The sequence below is a fragment of the Mammaliicoccus sp. FSL K6-3158 genome, from assembly GCF_038005105.1.
In the GTDB taxonomy this organism is placed as follows: Bacteria; Bacillota; Bacilli; order Staphylococcales; family Staphylococcaceae; genus Mammaliicoccus; species Mammaliicoccus sciuri.
Window position 1 is genome coordinate 2,250,693 of record NZ_JBBOSL010000001.1, and the last position, 16,488, is coordinate 2,267,180.

At 32.0% G+C, this 16,488-nt stretch carries 16 protein-coding genes; 2 read left to right on the plus strand and 14 right to left on the minus strand.

What is annotated here, in order from left to right:
- Position 1 precedes the first annotated feature (1 nt).
- The 13 genes from uvrB to MHH94_RS11445 form a co-directional block, all read right to left on the minus strand.
- Positions 2-1,984, minus strand: coding sequence for an excinuclease ABC subunit UvrB (uvrB, locus tag MHH94_RS11385; protein WP_048539915.1), 1,983 nt, complete (start codon positions 1,982-1,984; stop codon positions 2-4).
- Between the two features lie 132 nt (positions 1,985-2,116).
- Positions 2,117-2,347, minus strand: coding sequence for a DUF2198 family protein (locus MHH94_RS11390; RefSeq protein ID WP_025904530.1), 231 nt, complete (start codon positions 2,345-2,347; stop codon positions 2,117-2,119).
- 8 nt (positions 2,348-2,355) lie between these two features.
- Positions 2,356-3,006, minus strand: a complete 651-nt coding sequence (locus tag MHH94_RS11395) for an HD domain-containing protein (RefSeq protein ID WP_025904529.1) — start codon at positions 3,004-3,006, stop codon at positions 2,356-2,358.
- Positions 3,006-3,581, minus strand: a complete 576-nt coding sequence (locus tag MHH94_RS11400) for a TlpA family protein disulfide reductase (protein ID WP_058591611.1) — start codon at positions 3,579-3,581, stop codon at positions 3,006-3,008. The genes MHH94_RS11395 and MHH94_RS11400 overlap by 1 nt, the downstream gene beginning before the upstream one ends.
- Positions 3,582-3,704: 123 nt before the next feature.
- Complete coding sequence (locus MHH94_RS11405; protein WP_078355519.1) at positions 3,705-4,589, minus strand: LysM peptidoglycan-binding domain-containing protein; 885 nt, start codon at positions 4,587-4,589, stop codon at positions 3,705-3,707.
- A gap of 319 nt (positions 4,590-4,908) precedes the next feature.
- A complete protein-coding gene (gene cccB, locus MHH94_RS11410; protein ID WP_049319735.1) occupies positions 4,909-5,229 on the minus strand; it encodes a cytochrome c551 in 321 nt (106 codons plus the stop codon).
- Between the two features lie 143 nt (positions 5,230-5,372).
- Positions 5,373-6,483 (minus strand): peptide chain release factor 2 gene (gene prfB, locus MHH94_RS11415; RefSeq protein ID WP_103354192.1). Its coding sequence is split into 2 segments (ribosomal slippage): positions 5,373-6,410 and positions 6,412-6,483, totalling 1,110 coding nucleotides; the frame shifts between segments, so codons are not numbered across the junction.
- A gap of 12 nt (positions 6,484-6,495) precedes the next feature.
- Positions 6,496-9,027: a preprotein translocase subunit SecA gene (gene secA / locus MHH94_RS11420; protein ID WP_058591614.1), complete on the minus strand. Its 2,532-nt coding sequence runs from the start codon at positions 9,025-9,027 to the stop codon at positions 6,496-6,498.
- 166 nt (positions 9,028-9,193) lie between these two features.
- Positions 9,194-9,766 (minus strand): ribosome hibernation-promoting factor, HPF/YfiA family, encoded by a 573-nt coding sequence (gene hpf / locus MHH94_RS11425; protein ID WP_058591615.1) that lies wholly within the window; start codon positions 9,764-9,766, stop codon positions 9,194-9,196.
- Between the two features lie 48 nt (positions 9,767-9,814).
- Positions 9,815-10,498, minus strand: coding sequence for a ComF family protein (locus MHH94_RS11430; RefSeq protein WP_048539921.1), 684 nt, complete (start codon positions 10,496-10,498; stop codon positions 9,815-9,817).
- Positions 10,495-11,781, minus strand: coding sequence for a DEAD/DEAH box helicase family protein (locus tag MHH94_RS11435; protein ID WP_078355516.1), 1,287 nt, complete (start codon positions 11,779-11,781; stop codon positions 10,495-10,497). The genes MHH94_RS11430 and MHH94_RS11435 overlap by 4 nt, the downstream gene beginning before the upstream one ends.
- A gap of 55 nt (positions 11,782-11,836) precedes the next feature.
- Entirely contained in the window at positions 11,837-12,703 is an 867-nt protein-coding gene (gene fakB1, locus MHH94_RS11440) for a fatty acid kinase binding subunit FakB1 (RefSeq protein WP_048539922.1), read from the minus strand.
- A gap of 73 nt (positions 12,704-12,776) precedes the next feature.
- Entirely contained in the window at positions 12,777-13,289 is a 513-nt protein-coding gene (locus tag MHH94_RS11445; protein WP_048539923.1) for a hypothetical protein, read from the minus strand.
- An 80-nt stretch (positions 13,290-13,369) separates the two neighbouring features.
- On the opposite strand from MHH94_RS11445, the gene MHH94_RS11450 reads away from it, so the two are divergent.
- Complete coding sequence (locus tag MHH94_RS11450; protein ID WP_058591616.1) at positions 13,370-14,020, plus strand: YigZ family protein; 651 nt, start codon at positions 13,370-13,372, stop codon at positions 14,018-14,020.
- 6 nt (positions 14,021-14,026) lie between these two features.
- On the opposite strand, the gene MHH94_RS11455 is transcribed toward MHH94_RS11450, so the two are convergent.
- Positions 14,027-15,082, minus strand: coding sequence for a glycosyltransferase family 4 protein (locus MHH94_RS11455; RefSeq protein ID WP_025905431.1), 1,056 nt, complete (start codon positions 15,080-15,082; stop codon positions 14,027-14,029).
- A 261-nt stretch (positions 15,083-15,343) separates the two neighbouring features.
- Here MHH94_RS11455 and gdpS point away from each other — a divergent pair, with 261 nt between their 5' ends.
- Positions 15,344-16,414 carry a GGDEF domain-containing protein GdpS gene (gene gdpS, locus MHH94_RS11460; protein ID WP_048539925.1) on the plus strand — a complete coding sequence of 357 codons (1,071 nt, stop codon included), beginning with the start codon at positions 15,344-15,346 and terminating at the stop codon, positions 16,412-16,414.
- Positions 16,415-16,488 lie beyond the last annotated feature (74 nt).

Consider the following 16,488-nt stretch of genomic DNA (forward strand, 5'->3'; position numbering starts at 1 on the left):
GTCACCTTTCTGCTTTTAGTTCAAATAATATATCTCTTAGTTCAGATGCACGCTCGAAATCTAAATCTTTCGCAGCATCTTTCATTTCTTTTTCTATGCGCTCAATTGTCTTTTCTCTTTCTTTTTTCGTAAGTTTCTTAGGCGCTTTTTTAGTATCTTTTTCGGTTACTTCATCCGTTTCTACTGTTGCTGATATGACATCACGTATTTTCTTATTAATTGTTTGTGGTGTTATATTGTGTTCTTCATTGTACGCTTCTTGAGTAGCACGTCTTCTACTTGTTTCATCTAATGCTGTTCTCATAGAATCTGTAATTTTATCAGCATACATAATAACTTTACCTTTATCATTACGTGCAGCTCGACCAATCGTTTGAATCAACGAACGCTCTGATCTCAAGAAACCTTCTTTATCTGCATCTAAAATCGTCACAAGCGAAACTTCTGGGATATCTAAACCTTCTCTTAGTAAGTTAATCCCAACTAATACATCATAAACACCCATTCTTAAGTCTCTAATGATTTCTATTCTTTCTAATGTTTTTATTTCTGAGTGTAAATAATTCACTTTAATGCCGGCTTCTTTTAAATAAGTCGTTAAATCTTCACTCATTTTTTTAGTTAATGTTGTAATTAATACACGTTCATTTCTTTCTATTCTTTCATTAATTTCAGCCATTAAATCATCTATTTGATTTTCACTTGGTCTGACTTCAACAATTGGATCTAACAAACCAGTTGGACGAATAATTTGTTCGACCATTTCATCAGTATGTTCAATTTCATATGGTCCCGGTGTTGCTGAAACATAAACCAACTGTTTCGTTTTTTCTTCAAATTCTTCAAATTTAAGCGGTCTATTATCTAAAGCACTTGGTAGTCTAAAGCCATGTTCTACTAAAACATTTTTTCTCGCTTGGTCACCATTATACATGCCTCTAATTTGAGGAAGTGTTACATGAGATTCATCAATCATCACTAACCAATCATCACCAAAGTAATCTAATAAAGTATATGGTGTAGAACCTTTTGGTCGTAACGTTAAATGTACAGAATAGTTCTCAATGCCTGAACAAAAACCCATTTCTCTCATCATTTCTAAATCATAATTCGTTCTTTGTTCAAGTCGTTGAGCTTCTAAAAGTTTATTTTCTTTTCGAAGTTCTGCCAATCGTTCTTCAAGTTCTTTCTCAATACGCTCAATCGCAACTTTCATTTTTTCTTCACGTGTTACGAAGTGAGATGCGGGATAAAATAGAAAATGTTCTCTTTCAGCAATAACTTCGCCTGTTAAGTAATTCACTTCTCGAATTCTATCGATTTCATCTCCAAAGAACTCCACTCTGACACATAGTTCATCACGTGATGCTGGAAATATTTCTACAACATCTCCTCTAACTCTAAATGTCCCACGTCTAAAATCTATATCATTACGTGAATATTGGTTATCAACAAGCTTTCTTAACAGTTCATTACGTTCCATTTCCATACCAACACGTGTACTTACAACTAAGTCTTTATATTCTTCTGGATTACCTAAACCATAAATACAGCTGACACTCGCAATAACGATAACATCATCTCGTTCAAACAATGCACTAGTAGCTGAATGTCGAAGTTTATCAATTTCATCATTTATAGAGGCATCCTTTTCAATAAAAGTATCCGTTTGAGGTACATATGCTTCAGGTTGATAATAATCATAATAACTTACGAAATATTCCACTCTATTCTCAGGAAAGAATTCTTTAAACTCACTATATAGCTGTCCAGCCAACGTTTTATTATGTGCAATGATCAATGTTGGTTTACCGACTTCTTTAATGACATTACTCATCGTAAACGTTTTACCTGTACCTGTCGCACCTAGTAAAGTTTGATGTCTCTTGCCATCATTAATGCCTTTTACAAGAGATTTAATCGCTTCTGGCTGATCACCTTGCGGAGAGTAGTCAGAATGTATTTTAAAAGGAAAATGTTGCATAGGAACCTCCTCATTTTCTGTAATATATATATTTATTTTATCAAAAATTTGTAAAAATGACCAAACATTTGTTCGTTAATTTTAAAATTACATACAAATAAGAGGAAAAATCTAAATGATTATTCCTCTTATCTATCTTGATTCAATTTTATCTATTTTAAGTGTATCTACTATATAAAAGCCAGCTACTAAACTCAATACATCTAACAACATAATGAGCTCATTATTAAAAAAGCCTTTATAAACCGAAACACCAATTATAATACTGGATACAAGTAAACCAATCCATTTATTTTGAGCAATTTGCGTGAAAATAATAACCATTAAACAAGGAAGAAACAAAGCTAGAATCGGCCAAATCATTCAATTCACTAACTCCTTTTTGTTTCACGTTTCTCAAGTATCGTCATTGTTATCTCTCTTAACTCTGAACGTGGTATAAATTTTTCTTGTAACATATCAGGTATAATATGTTGAATAAAATCTTGTACAGATGCTAAATGATCAAATTGCATGATGGTTTCCAATGAACTTTCATAAATTTCGAAGAATAAAGGTTCTGGATTTCTCTTCTGAATTTCACCAAAAGATTCATACAATAAATCAATTTTATCAGCAACACTTAATATTTGCCCTTCTATACTATCATCTTTACCCTCTTGTAGTCTATGTCTATATATATCTTGATATTGCTCAGGAAATTCTTCTGTTATAAATTTATCGATCATCTCTTCTTCAACTTGAGAGAATAATTTTTTAATTTCATAAGACGCATATTTTACAGGTGTCTTAATATCACCTGTAAATATTTCAGGATAATCATGGTTCAAAGCTTTTTCATAAACAAGTTTCCAGTCTATTTCTTGACCATTTTGTTCTTCTACTGTTGCTAAATATTGCGCTATTTTCGTTACTTTAAAGGAATGAGCTGCGACATTATGGTCTTGATATTTAAATTTACCTGGACATCTTACTAATTTCTCTAAATCAGACAAACTTTTAAAATATTGATGTACCCCCATTAAATTTCCTCCTTAACTTGTGTAACTAAGTTGTTTAGTGTCTTTTCAGATAATTCACCTAAATACACTTTTTTGATTTCGCCATTTTTATCTACAAATAAAGTTGTAGGTATATTATACGATTTGAACTTTTCAAGAAAATCATCTTGCGCAACGTAAACATCATAATTCACATTTACATCGTCCATTAATTGTTTAGCTGGTTTTCGTTTATCTTTAACATTTAAACCAACTAATTCGACACCTTTATCCTCGTGCTTTGCATATTTTACAAGTTCAGGCATTTCTCGTTTGCAAGGGTCACACCAAGAGGCAAATAAATTAATAACTGTAATATCATTTTTAGATGTTACCTCTTTTAATTGTTTTGATTTTTCAGATGAAAAAACATTCACAGTTTCATTATTTACATTCATGCCTGTAGCTGGATGACTGTTTTGAAACGACTGCTTCCCTTGTTGCTCTTTAAACTGTTCGTTCGTTTGAAACTTATTGATATCCATTACTTTATAAACGCTGACGCTAATAATCAATAACAAAAGTATAACTAATATGATTTTTAACCTTTTTTTCATGTTTTCAAACCTCTACACTAACATTTACGTTTATTATATCAACTATAATGATAAAAAAAAGCAAATAGTTAAAATTCTTAAACTGAATTAACTACTTGCTTATTTATTAAATTTCTATAAATACTAATGAATATAATTATATGAACCAGCTGCTGATGCTGAAATTGTACGTGAAGATACAACGCCTACACCTTGGTAGTTCATTTCAGAAACTTGAATTGAACCATCTGCATTCACTTTATCTACATAAGCTACATGTCCATATCCACCAGCAGTTGATTGTAAAATTGAACCAGCTGATGGGCTGTTGTTTACTGTGTAACCAGCTTGAGCTGCTGCATTAGCCCAGTTGTTAGCATTACCCCAAGTATTACCTAAATCTGGACGTTTACTAAATGCATAGTACGTACATTGCCCAGAAGTGTATAAATTACTTCCGCCACCAGAATTTGGTCGGCTGTATGAAACAGGTTCTGTATATTGTGTTGATTGACTGTGATTAAATGTCGGTGCAACATAAGCAACTGAGTCTTCACTATTGTAAACATTACCATATGATGTTTGTTCAAATACGTATCTTAATAATGAATCTTCTTGAGCAGGAGATTCAGGTGCACTAACTGTCAAACTAGTAGGTTCAGCAGTTAGTTCTGAAGTTTCTGCTGCAACTTTTAATTCATCACCTACTAAAATTAGATCTGAAGATAAATTATTCCATTCTTTTAAGTCTGATACATTAACATCAAATTTTTCAGCTATTTTGTTAAGTGTATCACCATCTTGAATTGTATAGATGTTATCTTCTAATACCTTTAATGTTTGTCCAACCTTAACATTTACGTCGATGTTATTTAAAGATTTAATTTCAGATACTGATGTTCCATATTCTTCTGCAATATTCTCTAATGATTGTCCTTCTTTTACTTTAATATCAGCTGCATAGGCAGATGAATTTGCTAAAGTTGTTAAAGCAGTTACAGATGCTAATGTAATGAAAGTCTTCTTCATGATGAAATATCCTCCCGAAGTGTATGTATTTACATTTATATTTTTAATTTATATGATGTCCCTCAATTAATACTGGAAATAATATAGCACAATATCTTTCTCAATATTGTATTGTTACAAATCTGTAATATAAACGTTAACATTCTATAATTTTATAGATAAAAATGTTACTAAAGACTGTCAAGTAGACATTTAAAAAGACAATGTTAATTATTTATACACAATTAACATCGTCATTTTGATTTATCAATATTCAATTAAAATACTTATGTTTTAAAAAATAAAATTTCCAATTTGTATGCAAAATGAATATAAATGATTATTTTTGTTTAGCTAACCATTTAGCAACTTCTTTTGCATCTTTTTCATCTACAACTTTGCTTGGCATATTGCCTTTACCTTCGTTGATAATTTTTTCAATATCAGACTCAGACATTTTGGCACCGACTTTTTTAAGTGATGGTCCAGATGCACCATCTAAATCTTTACCATGACATCCTACGCAAGAATTGTTTTTAAAGATTTTTTCCCCTTGTGAACTGTATTCTTCTTTGCTGCTATCATCGCTTGATTGTCCACATCCTGCAAATACTAACGATGATAATGCTATTACAGAAATCATGCCCATTTTGATTTTCATGTATAACACTCCATTCATTTTATTATCAATTATATTTTACCATGTAAACCATCGTCTGACATCACTTTGTTCAATAATTCACAATTTAAATTATCATAAAAGAAGCTAGGATATTAAAAATCATCCTAGCCTCTTACTTTAAATTATTTTTCATTAATTTGACTTCTTAAATATGCATCGATAAATGGATCTAAGTCACCATCCATAACTGCATTCGTATTACCTGTTTCTTCATTAGTTCTATGATCTTTAACCATAGCATATGGATGAAATACGTATGAACGTATTTGACTACCCCATCCAATTTCTTTTTGTTCGCCTCTAATTTCATCTAAAGCTGCTGCTTGTTCTTCAAGTTCTTTTTGGTAGAGTTTAGCTTTTAACATTTTCATAGCTTGTTCTCTATTTTTAATTTGTGATCTTTCGTTTTGACATGTTACGACGATACCAGTTGGTTGGTGTGTAATTCGAACAGCTGAATCAGTTGTGTTGACGTGCTGTCCACCTGCACCAGATGCTCTATAAGTATCGACTGTAATGTCTTCAGAATTAACTTCTATTTCTATTTTTTCATTATTAAATTCAGGTGTTACATCACAAGATACAAATGATGTATGCCGTCTTCCTGATGAATCGAATGGCGAAATACGCACTAATCTATGGACACCTTTTTCAGCTTTTAAATATCCATATGCATTATGACCTTTGATAAGAATTGTGACACTTTTAATGCCCGCTTCATCTCCAGCTTGATAATCTAACGTTTCTACTTTGAAGCCTTTTTGTTCTGCGAAACGTTGATACATCCTAAGTAGCATTGAACCCCAATCTTGAGATTCTGTACCACCTGCACCTGGATGCAATTCTAATATAGCGTTGTTTTCATCATGTTCACCATTAAGTAGCAGTTTCAATTCAAATTGATCGATGTCTGTTTGTAACGCTTTTAAATCCTGCTCAAGCATTTCGTGCATATCTTCATCATATTCTTCTTGTAACAATTCAACAGTTGTAAGCAAATCTTCAATCTGTTGATCTAAAGTATGAAAATCACCGACTACAGACTTTAATGCATTGTTTTTGTTAATGATGTCTTGTGCTTTATTTTGATCGTCCCAGAATGACGGATCAACCATCATTTCTTCGTATTCTTGAATGTTCGTCTCTTTATTTTCTAAGTCAAAGAGACCCCCTGATATTCATTAATTTTTCATTATTTTTATTTAATGTTTGTCTAATTTCCGTTAATTCCATAAAATTACTCCTTTATGCTTGACCATGACAGTTTTTATATTTCTTACCACTACCACATGGACATGGATCATTTCGGCCAACTTGTTCATCTTTTACGATTGGTTTTGGTTTAACTTTTTCTTTACCATCGTTTGCACTCACATGTTTAGCTTCACCTATTTCAACTTGTTCACGTTCAACTTGTTCGCCACGATCAATTGTTGATTTAAGAATGTATTTACTTACTTCATCTTCTATTTCATTCAACATTGTTTCAAATAAATCCAAACCTTCATTTTGGTACTCTCTAAGTGGATTGATTTGACCATAAGATCTTAAGTGGATACCTGTACGTAATTGATCCATTGTATCAATATGATCAGTCCATTTACGGTCTATTGTTCTTAACACAATCATACGTTCAAATTCAGACATTTGATCACCAAAGTCTTCTTGTTGAGCATTGTATTGTGTTTTAATTTTTTCTAATACAATTTCTACGATATCTTCATAATCTCTACCACGAATATCATCAACTTTAATTGCACCTTGTGGTAAATATGAATCTTCAATATATTGAACAAGCGCTTCAAAATCAATTTCTTCTTCATTTGTTGCGAAGTGATAGTTCACGCCACGCTCTAATGATGATTTAATCATGTCTTTAACAATGTCTTGTACATCATCTTTTTCGATAATATCATTACGTTCACCGTAAATGATTTCACGTTGTTTTCTAAGTACATCATCGTATTCTAATAAACGTTTACGTGCATCGAAGTTATTACCTTCAACACGTTTTTGAGCAGATTCTACTGCTCTAGAAACCATTTTAGATTCAATTGGTGTATCATCATTCATACCTAATTTACCCATTAAAGATTGCATACGTTCTGATCCGAAACGAACCATCAACTCATCTTGTAATGATAAGTAAAATCTACTTCGACCAACGTCACCTTGACGACCTGAACGTCCTCTTAATTGGTCATCGATACGTCTTGATTCGTGACGTTCTGTACCAATAACAGCTAAACCACCAAGTTCGACAACGCCATCACCAAGCTTGATATCCGTACCACGACCGGCCATGTTTGTTGCAATGGTTACTGCACCTTTTTGACCTGCATTTAAAATAATTTCTGCTTCACGTTCGTGGTTTTTCGCATTCAATACGTTATGTCTAACGCCTTTTTTCTTTAATAGTTGTGAAATATATTCACTTGTTTCAACGGCAACTGTACCTAATAATACTGGTTGACCTTTCTTGTAGAGCTCGATTACATCTTTAACAACTGCATCAAACTTACCTTTTTGAGATGCAAAAATTAAGTCCGCTTCATCTTTACGTTGTATCGGTCTATTTGTTGGAATTTGCGTAACAGTCATATTGTAAATATTTCTGAACTCTTCTTCTTCCGTCTTAGCCGTACCAGTCATACCTGATAATTTGTTATACATTCTAAAGAAGTTTTGGAACGTAATAGATGCCATTGTTTTAGATTCATTTTGAATCTCGAGTCCTTCTTTTGCTTCAATTGCTTGATGCAAGCCGTCAGAGAATCTTCTACCTGGCATTGTACGACCTGTAAATTGGTCGACAATCATAATTTCTCCATCTTCAACAACGTAATCTTTATCTTTAAACATTGTTCTATTTGCTTTTAATGCAATATTAATATGATGCATTAAGTTAACATGTTTCACGTCAAACAGGTTATCAATTTTGAACATACGTTCAGCTTTATCAATACCTTGTTCTGTTAAAGTGATGGCTTTAGTTTTTTCATCATAACTAAAGTCATCTTCACCTTTAAGCATTTTTACAAATACGTTGGCTTGTGTATATAAAGTAGTTGATTTTTCTGCTTCACCAGAAATGATAAGTGGTGTTCTCGCTTCGTCAATTAAAATTGAGTCAACCTCATCAATGATGGCAAAATTAAGAGGTCTCATAACACGGTCTTTTTTATACGTAACCATGTTGTCTCTTAAATAATCAAATCCAAGTTCATTGTTTGTACTATACGTGATGTCCGCTGCATATGCTTCACGTTTTTGATCCGTATCCATTGAATTCAAATTAAGTCCAACTGATAAACCTAAGAAATTATATAATTGCGCCATTTCTTCACTTTGTGAACTTGATAGATATTCATTGACTGTAACAACATGAACGCCTCTACCTGTTAACGCATTTAAATAAACTGGCATTGTTGCTGTTAATGTTTTACCTTCACCAGTTTTCATTTCTGAAATATCACCACGATGAATGGCAATACCACCCATTATTTGTACTTTAAATGGTGTCATATTAAATACCCTAGTAGATGCTTCTCTTACGATTGCATATGCTTCAGGTAAAATTTTGTCTAAATATTTTTCTTGCTTTTTATAATCTTCTATTTCTGACAATTCTTTTTTGAATTGTTCTGTTTTCTCTCTTAATTGATCATCTGTTAATTTAGCAATTTCATCTTCTAAATTGATGACTTGGTCTGCTAATTTTCCGAGTGATTTAACAACTCGTTTGTTACCATCAGCTATTTTTGATAAAAAACCCATTTTGTTCTCTCCTTCAACTAGAAAACTAGTAATCTTACAACAATATATCATAACACGTTTATATCTCTTTTTACACTATTTAAGATTACCACCTCTGTACATGAAAAGCTATCAATAGCCAAAGAAACTGGTGCAGAAATTCTGCACCAGTTCGTGTGAATCATTTTTATTGTATTGAAGTTTCAATTAATCCATATTTACCATCTTTACGTTTATAAACGATGCTTGTTTCATCTGTTTCTGCATCAGTAAAGATGTAAAAATCATGTCCTAGTAAGTTCATTTGTAATACTGCTTCTTCAGAATCCATTGGTTTCAATGCAAATTGCTTAGAACGAATGATTTCAATTTCATTATCGCTATCATTCTCTTCAACTTCTTCAGGAGCAGCTGAATCTGCACTTACTACAAAGACATCTTTATCTCGCCCTTTATCGCGATACTTTCTATTAACCTTAGTTTTGTACTTACGTACTTGTCTTTCGAGTTTGTTAGTTATTAAGTCGATTCCAGCATATAAATCTTCATGTCTTTCTTCAGCTCTCAAAGTAACATCTTTCAACGGAATAGTTACTTCAATTTTACTTCTAGAATCCTGATAAGTTTTGATTTTAACGTGGGCTATCGCCTCTGGGACATTAGTAAAATATCTTTCTAGTTTACTTACTTTGTCCTCAATATAATTTCTTATCGGATCAGTCACTGTGATGTTTTCCCCATGAATTTCAAATCTGATCATAAAACACCGACTCCTTTAACGCTCAATTTCTCTTGTGTTTCTTCCTACTTATATTTTATCATTATTTACCGCTCTTGCAAATGTTAAGGCATCTATTTTTCTGATTTTTCTAATAAATAAAAGTTCCGCTAATCGATGCATTGTTAACCCTGTTGTATAAATATCATCTACGAGTAATATTCTCTTATTTTCAAAGTCTATATCTTTATTTATTTTAAATGGATTATGCTGAGATGACCTTTCAATTTTAGTTAATTCAGATTGCTTTTTCCTTTCTTCAGTTTCAAAAACTTGTATATATTTAATTTTATGATTATCCAACACTGTTGTTACATGATCGAATGTACGCTGCTCTAACTTATTAGGATGAATGGGTGCCGGAATAACGTAATCATATCGCTTAAATAATTTAAGTGGTAATTGAAATACTTGATTGAGCGCAACATCTCCATTTAACTTATATTGTTGTATAAGCGCTTTGACAAGACCATCATAGTCATAAAGCGTATAAAGTTGATTAATCAATGGATACTTATTCGAAAGCCACTGGCAATCTAAACAAGCATCCTCTTCTTCAGACATTATTTTTAAGCATTTTTTGCATCGTCTTGTTTGATGATTAAATGTTAATTGATTTGCACATTGCTCACATATTATAGATTGCTTTGAAAATAGATTTAACAAATCGATTACTTCATTTATATTATTTTGACAAATTAAACATTTATTCAAATTAACCATCCTTTCTCGCGTGCTAAATCATTCATTTCTATAATTTCACGTTTCGCTTGTATCATATTTCGTGTGATACCTTCGTGATAACACAATACCTTGCCAGTCGGACAAGATAATTTTCGACCAACACGTCCTGCAATTTGAATGATGGCACTACTTGTAAACTTCTCTGTATGCACGATGACGACATCTAATTTTTCTAACGTAACGCCTCTTTCTAATATTGTCGTCGTTAACATAATGTCTATTTCATCATTTCTTAAACGCGTCACCTTTTCATGCCTCATCACATCATGACTAGATACATATTCAATTTTTGAAAAGTAACATTGAAACACTTTAAATATTTGTTCCATATAATGAATATTATGAAAGAAGACAAATGTTTTTCTATTTTGTTCTATTTGGGATTTAAGAAACGTAAGTAACTTCTGATTGAGTTTATTTTCTTTAATGATATTAAATTGAAATTCTGGAACTGGTAATGGGTGTTTATGATATCTTGCGGGGAGTTTGATAATCTGATTATGATTAAATTTAGAAAGGAGTTGCTTGTTAGGCGTCGCTGTTAAATAAATATGACTAGATTGCACTGAAGAAGCTTTTCGAATGGTATGCATCAGTTGATTATCCATTTCTAACGGAAATGCATCTACTTCATCAACAATGACCACATTAAAGTGTCCATCATAGCGCATAAGTTGATGAACTGTCGATACGACAAATGAACTATTAAACTGCGCGAACTGACCTTCATACATTAAATCAATTTGCTCCTCTTTAAATGCGTTTATCAGTCTTAAGTAAACTTCTTTCACGACATCTACTCTTGGTGAAACAACTGCAACATTCATACCCGATTTTCGAGCTTTTGATATACCTTCAAATATCATTTCTGTCTTCCCTGCTCCTGTCACAGCATGGAGTAATAAATGTTCTTGCTTTAAAATAGCGTCTTTAATTTTAGAGGATGCAAGTTGTTGCTGTTCACTCAATTCAAAATCCAACTGATAATGATATTCTGATGCTTCATGCAAGCTCTCAATGAAATAAATGTCTTTACAACTTTGAACTTTACCAAGTGCAATACAATATCTACAATAGGTTGTTTCTTGCTCGCAATGGTGGCAAAAATACTGATAAAACAATGATTGATCTTTGTTACCACACTGATTACAAATATATTTACCTTGAATAAAAGACACGCCAGGTTTACTGTCTTTAACTTTTTCAGTCGTTACTTCATTTAAATCTCGGCATATTCGTCCGTATAATTTCATTCTAACCTCCATAAAAAAAGCACAAAAAGCCGAAGCTTTTTGTGCTGTAGTTATATTATATACTTAAATCTAATTCGGTCGTTGTGAATCCTAAACCTAATGAACCTTCTCCTAAATGCGTTCCGATTACTGGTCCAAAATAACTCATAATAATTTGTGCATCAGGGAATTGTTCTTCAACTTGCGCTTTCCAGGAAAGTGCAGTTTCTTTATCGTTTCCTTCAATAATAACAATAGATAAGTTTTTAGAACCTTCAACTTCTTGAGCTAATTGTTCTTCAATACGTTTCATTGCTCTTTTCTTTGTTCTCACTTTATCGTAAGGGACAATTTTCGTATCAACGAAGTGTAGTAATGGTTTCACTTGTAACATCGTGCCGACTAATGCTTGTGCACTATTTAAGCGACCGCCTTTTTTCAAGTTATTTAAATCATCTACTATAAAATATGCATTTGTATTTTGTTTCATATTCTCTAATTGTTCTAGGATGTTATCAATAACTGTCATACCTTGTTCAATAAGTTGAGCTGCTTTTAAAGCATAGAAACCTTGTACTGAACAAGAGATTTCAGAATCAAATGCATGAACGTTTATACCTTCTACCATATCGTTTAACGTCACAGCTGTTTGATATGTACCACTTATACCACTTGATAAGTGAACTGCAATCACATCTGTATATCCTTCGTCTTTCAAACTCTCAAGTAATTCCACATATTGACCCATAGCTGGTTGAGATGTCGTCGGTAATTGTTTTTCATTTCTCATTCTTTTATAGAAATCTTCTGTACTTATCTCTGACAATTCTTTATAAACTTCATCATCAAATATAACATTTAAGGCAATCGTTCTAATGTTATATTTATCTATATATGCTTGATCTAAATATGCTGTTGAATCTGTTATAACAGCAATCTTCATAAAGTTATCCTCCTTGATTCTCTTCCATACTCATCATATCTAATTCTTGGTTATTTGAAAAGAAGTTTATGAACTAAATTGCTGCCTGTGCCATTTTAGAAAATTTATATGTGCCGTCCTTTTTAACAAGCGTCACAACTTCGTTAAAAGTCTTTTTCTCATCTTTACTACCATTCTTAGGGTGAGCTGTCGTTTCTACATTATAGAATACAACAACTTGATCTTTTTTCTGTTCTAAAAACTTAATATTGGATATTTTTTTATCGAATTTATAACTTTTAAGTGTATCTTTTAACACTTTTTCTTCTTCTTTAACGTCTAGTTGTTTTGAATCTGTGTCGATTGTTTTAATGTAAGCTTCTACATCACCATCATTTAAAGACTTTCTATTTTTTTCAATAGCTTCTTTGACTGCTTTTTCAGTATCTTTATTTACTTGAATCGTATCTTTTGGATTTCCTTTTTCATCTAATAGTACACCTTGACTATCATCCACTTTGTCCGTCGTTTGCTTTTCTTCTTTTGATCCACAAGCAGCTAACACGATAGACAACACTAAGCACAACATCAATAATTTATTCTTCAATTCATACAATCCTTTCCCGACTAATTTCAATAGTATATAATAATCGTAACAGATTACGATGTAAAGGGAGAAGTATTAACATGGCAGAAGGACTAATTACAATCAAATCAGCACATGAAACTGAAATTGTCATTAATAAATCGAGATTTATCGCGAGCATTCATCCTGCAGAAACTGAAGAAGAAGCGAAAGCATTCATACAACAAAAGAAAAAAGAACATCATGATGCAACACATAATTGCTCTAGCTATGTTATCGGTCCTACAATGCTTATCCAAAAAGCAAATGATGATGGTGAACCATCAGGAACAGCAGGCGTGCCTATGTTAGAAGTATTAAAAAAACAACAACTCCATAATGTTGTTGTTGTCGTTACAAGATACTTTGGTGGTATTAAATTAGGTGCAGGTGGATTAATACGCGCATACGGAAGTGCAGTCAGCCAAGTTATTAAAGAAGTAGGCAGAATTGTTTTATTAGACGCAATACCATTCGAAGTAACATTAGACTATGATCAAACAGGACGCTTCGAGCACGAATTACAACAAACTGATTATCAACTTGTAGATACTGCTTATACAGACAAAGTTACCTATACTATACATGTGATAGCATCAGAAGAAGAACCATTTATAGATTTCTTAAACGAAGTCAACCAAGGTAAGTACGAATTAAACAAACAAGATATCATCGCGCTACCATTTCCATATAATAAAGAAGAAGAACGCTAATCGACATTAGCGTTCTTTTTTATACTTTGTTCTTGTTAATAAATTTAATATTGGTCTGTAATTTGCATTCACGAGTCCTGTAAATTCTACGATTAATTCTATTGTTATTAATATCATAATAAACATCATTAATACGCCGTATGGTGGTGATAAATAAAGGATGACACTTGATATGCTGAATAATATGGCAATCATATATATTAATATAACAGTTTGCCTATGTGTATAACCTAAATCTAACAATCTATGGTGTAAATGCGATTTATCTGCTTGAACGATAGATTGACGATTATGTAGTCTACGTATTACTGCGAACAACATATCGATAAATGGTACTGCAAGTATAACCATTGGGAAGAATAGCGATATTAACGTAATGTTCTTAAAGCCTAATAGCGATAACACACCGATAATATAACCTAATAGTAATGCCCCACTGTCACCTAAGAATATTTTAGCAGGATGTGAGTTAAATACTAAGAAACCTAATAATGATCCTATTAACACACTACAAATCATCATGATAAAGATATTCTGCTGTAATATTGCGATAAATCCTATTGTTACTAAAGCGATACATGATATGCCTGAAGCTAATCCATCTAGACCATCTATTAAGTTGATTGCATTCATTACTGCAACAACCCAGAAGATTGTCATTGGAATACTAAAGATTCCAAACTCTATTACAACACCAAATGGTAATGTAATAAAATCTAATGTGACGTGGTTAAAAACGACGATTAAAGATACAGCAATTTGACCTGCTAATTTAACAAGTGGTTTCATATCATATAAATCATCCACTAAACCTATAATATAGATGACAATCGCACCTAGTATAATAGGAATTGTTTCATGTTCTACTGGTTTTCCCCACCATAAACCGATGAGAAAAGATATTAAAATGACTGAGCCACCTAATACTGATACGGGTTTAGTATGAACTTTTCTAACGTTTGGCATATCAACTGCACCAATTTTAATAGAAAGAACGATAACTAAAGGTGTTAGTATTAAACTTACAATCATGGTTAGTAATATTAGTTGTAAAGTAAACATTGAGTCACCTTCATTTTGTAATTGCACCGAATTTGATTAAAACATTACTTCTAGAATATCAAAATTTCATTCTACATGCCATAAAAATAATAGTATACCACATTTTTGAAATCAAAGATTTTTGCGTTTAAACTAGCTCTATAAGCAAACATGTGAAAAAAGAAACTTTTTTATCAAAATAACCTGTTATACCGTGACAAAAGCAATCTAATAGATTACAATATCATATGGCTTACTAAATGAAGGATGGTGTTAAATTAAATGATTCAAGCAATTATATTCAATATATCTGTAACTATTGCAGCATTTTATCTATACCATCGAATACAATATAGCGAAACGAGAACTGTGACTTTTTCACAAAATTATATCACCATCTTAATGACAGGTGTTTCAATATTATTAATATCTAATCCTATACAGTATCATGACTATGCATTCTCTTTAAGTTTTATACCTATTCTCTTCTTAGGAAGATTTACTAATTTATTTTACTCTGTTTTAAGTGCCGTAGTTATTGTACTATTTGACATTTTTGTAATGGGTACACCATTTTTAGATGATATCCATTTACTGATTATTGCAATTGTTGTTGGGATGATAGGTCCTTTTCTTAAACAAAGTGATTTCGTGAGTATTCAATTATTGTATTTAATCAGCATTATGATTATTGCGATAACGCTTATCTTTTTAAATCCTGATTCATGGCTCAACGAATGGTTGTTTCTTGTGCCAGTTTCCTTTATCCTAAGTATTATTAGTGCAAGTGTTTATAGAGACATTTGGATCTTGAAAAATTTAATTTCACGATATGAAAATGAAGAATCCGTTGATTACTTAACAGGTTTAGGAAATGTTAAAGAATTCGATCGTTATTTAAATAAGACGACTGAACAAATAACTGAACAAGACCAATCTATGGCATTATTATTGATTGATATTGATGGATTTAAAGACGTGAACGATGCGTATTCTCATAAGGCTGGAGACGCGGTCTTAAAACAAATGTCGCAATTGTTAATCAACTATTTACCTAAAGATGTTAAAGCTTTTCGTAACGGCGGAGAAGAATTTTCTATTATTCTTGTTGGCGAAACATTAGATAGTGCTATTAAATTAGCTGAAAGTATTAGAGATAGCGTTCAACAATCTACTTTCCATTTACCTAACAAAGAAACAATTAAGCTATCTGTTTCAATTGGTGTAGGCTATTTAAGTGAACAAGATAACAAATCTAAACGCCGCGTATTTAAAGATGCGGATGATATGTTACATGAAGCCAAATTACAAGGTCAAAACAAAGTAATGTTCAATCCAATTATTAAGTTATAAACTGAACATAGAATTGCCTCTAGCAATTCTATGTTTTTTGTTGAATCGTTTTTAATTTGATTATTTACATAAAA

Bases quoted from the DNA above. Each gene is read 5' to 3' on its own strand.
- uvrB (WP_048539915.1), bottom strand. From the start codon at position 1,984: ATGCAACATTTTCCTTTTAAAATACATTCTGACTACTCTCCGCAAGGT.
- MHH94_RS11390 (WP_025904530.1), bottom strand. From the start codon at position 2,347: ATGATTTGGCCGATTCTAGCTTTGTTTCTTCCTTGTTTAATGGTTATT.
- MHH94_RS11395 (WP_025904529.1), bottom strand. From the start codon at position 3,006: ATGGGGGTACATCAATATTTTAAAAGTTTGTCTGATTTAGAGAAATTA.
- MHH94_RS11400 (WP_058591611.1), bottom strand. From the start codon at position 3,581: ATGAAAAAAAGGTTAAAAATCATATTAGTTATACTTTTGTTATTGATT.
- MHH94_RS11405 (WP_078355519.1), bottom strand. From the start codon at position 4,589: ATGAAGAAGACTTTCATTACATTAGCATCTGTAACTGCTTTAACAACT.
- cccB (WP_049319735.1), bottom strand. From the start codon at position 5,229: ATGAAAATCAAAATGGGCATGATTTCTGTAATAGCATTATCATCGTTA.
- secA (WP_058591614.1), bottom strand. From the start codon at position 9,027: ATGGGTTTTTTATCAAAAATAGCTGATGGTAACAAACGAGTTGTTAAA.
- hpf (WP_058591615.1), bottom strand. From the start codon at position 9,766: ATGATCAGATTTGAAATTCATGGGGAAAACATCACAGTGACTGATCCG.
- MHH94_RS11435 (WP_078355516.1), bottom strand. From the start codon at position 11,781: ATGAAATTATACGGACGAATATGCCGAGATTTAAATGAAGTAACGACT.
- fakB1 (WP_048539922.1), bottom strand. From the start codon at position 12,703: ATGAAGATTGCTGTTATAACAGATTCAACAGCATATTTAGATCAAGCA.
- MHH94_RS11450 (WP_058591616.1), top strand. From the start codon at position 13,370: ATGGCAGAAGGACTAATTACAATCAAATCAGCACATGAAACTGAAATT.
- MHH94_RS11455 (WP_025905431.1), bottom strand. From the start codon at position 15,082: ATGTTTACTTTACAACTAATATTACTAACCATGATTGTAAGTTTAATA.
- gdpS (WP_048539925.1), top strand. From the start codon at position 15,344: ATGATTCAAGCAATTATATTCAATATATCTGTAACTATTGCAGCATTT.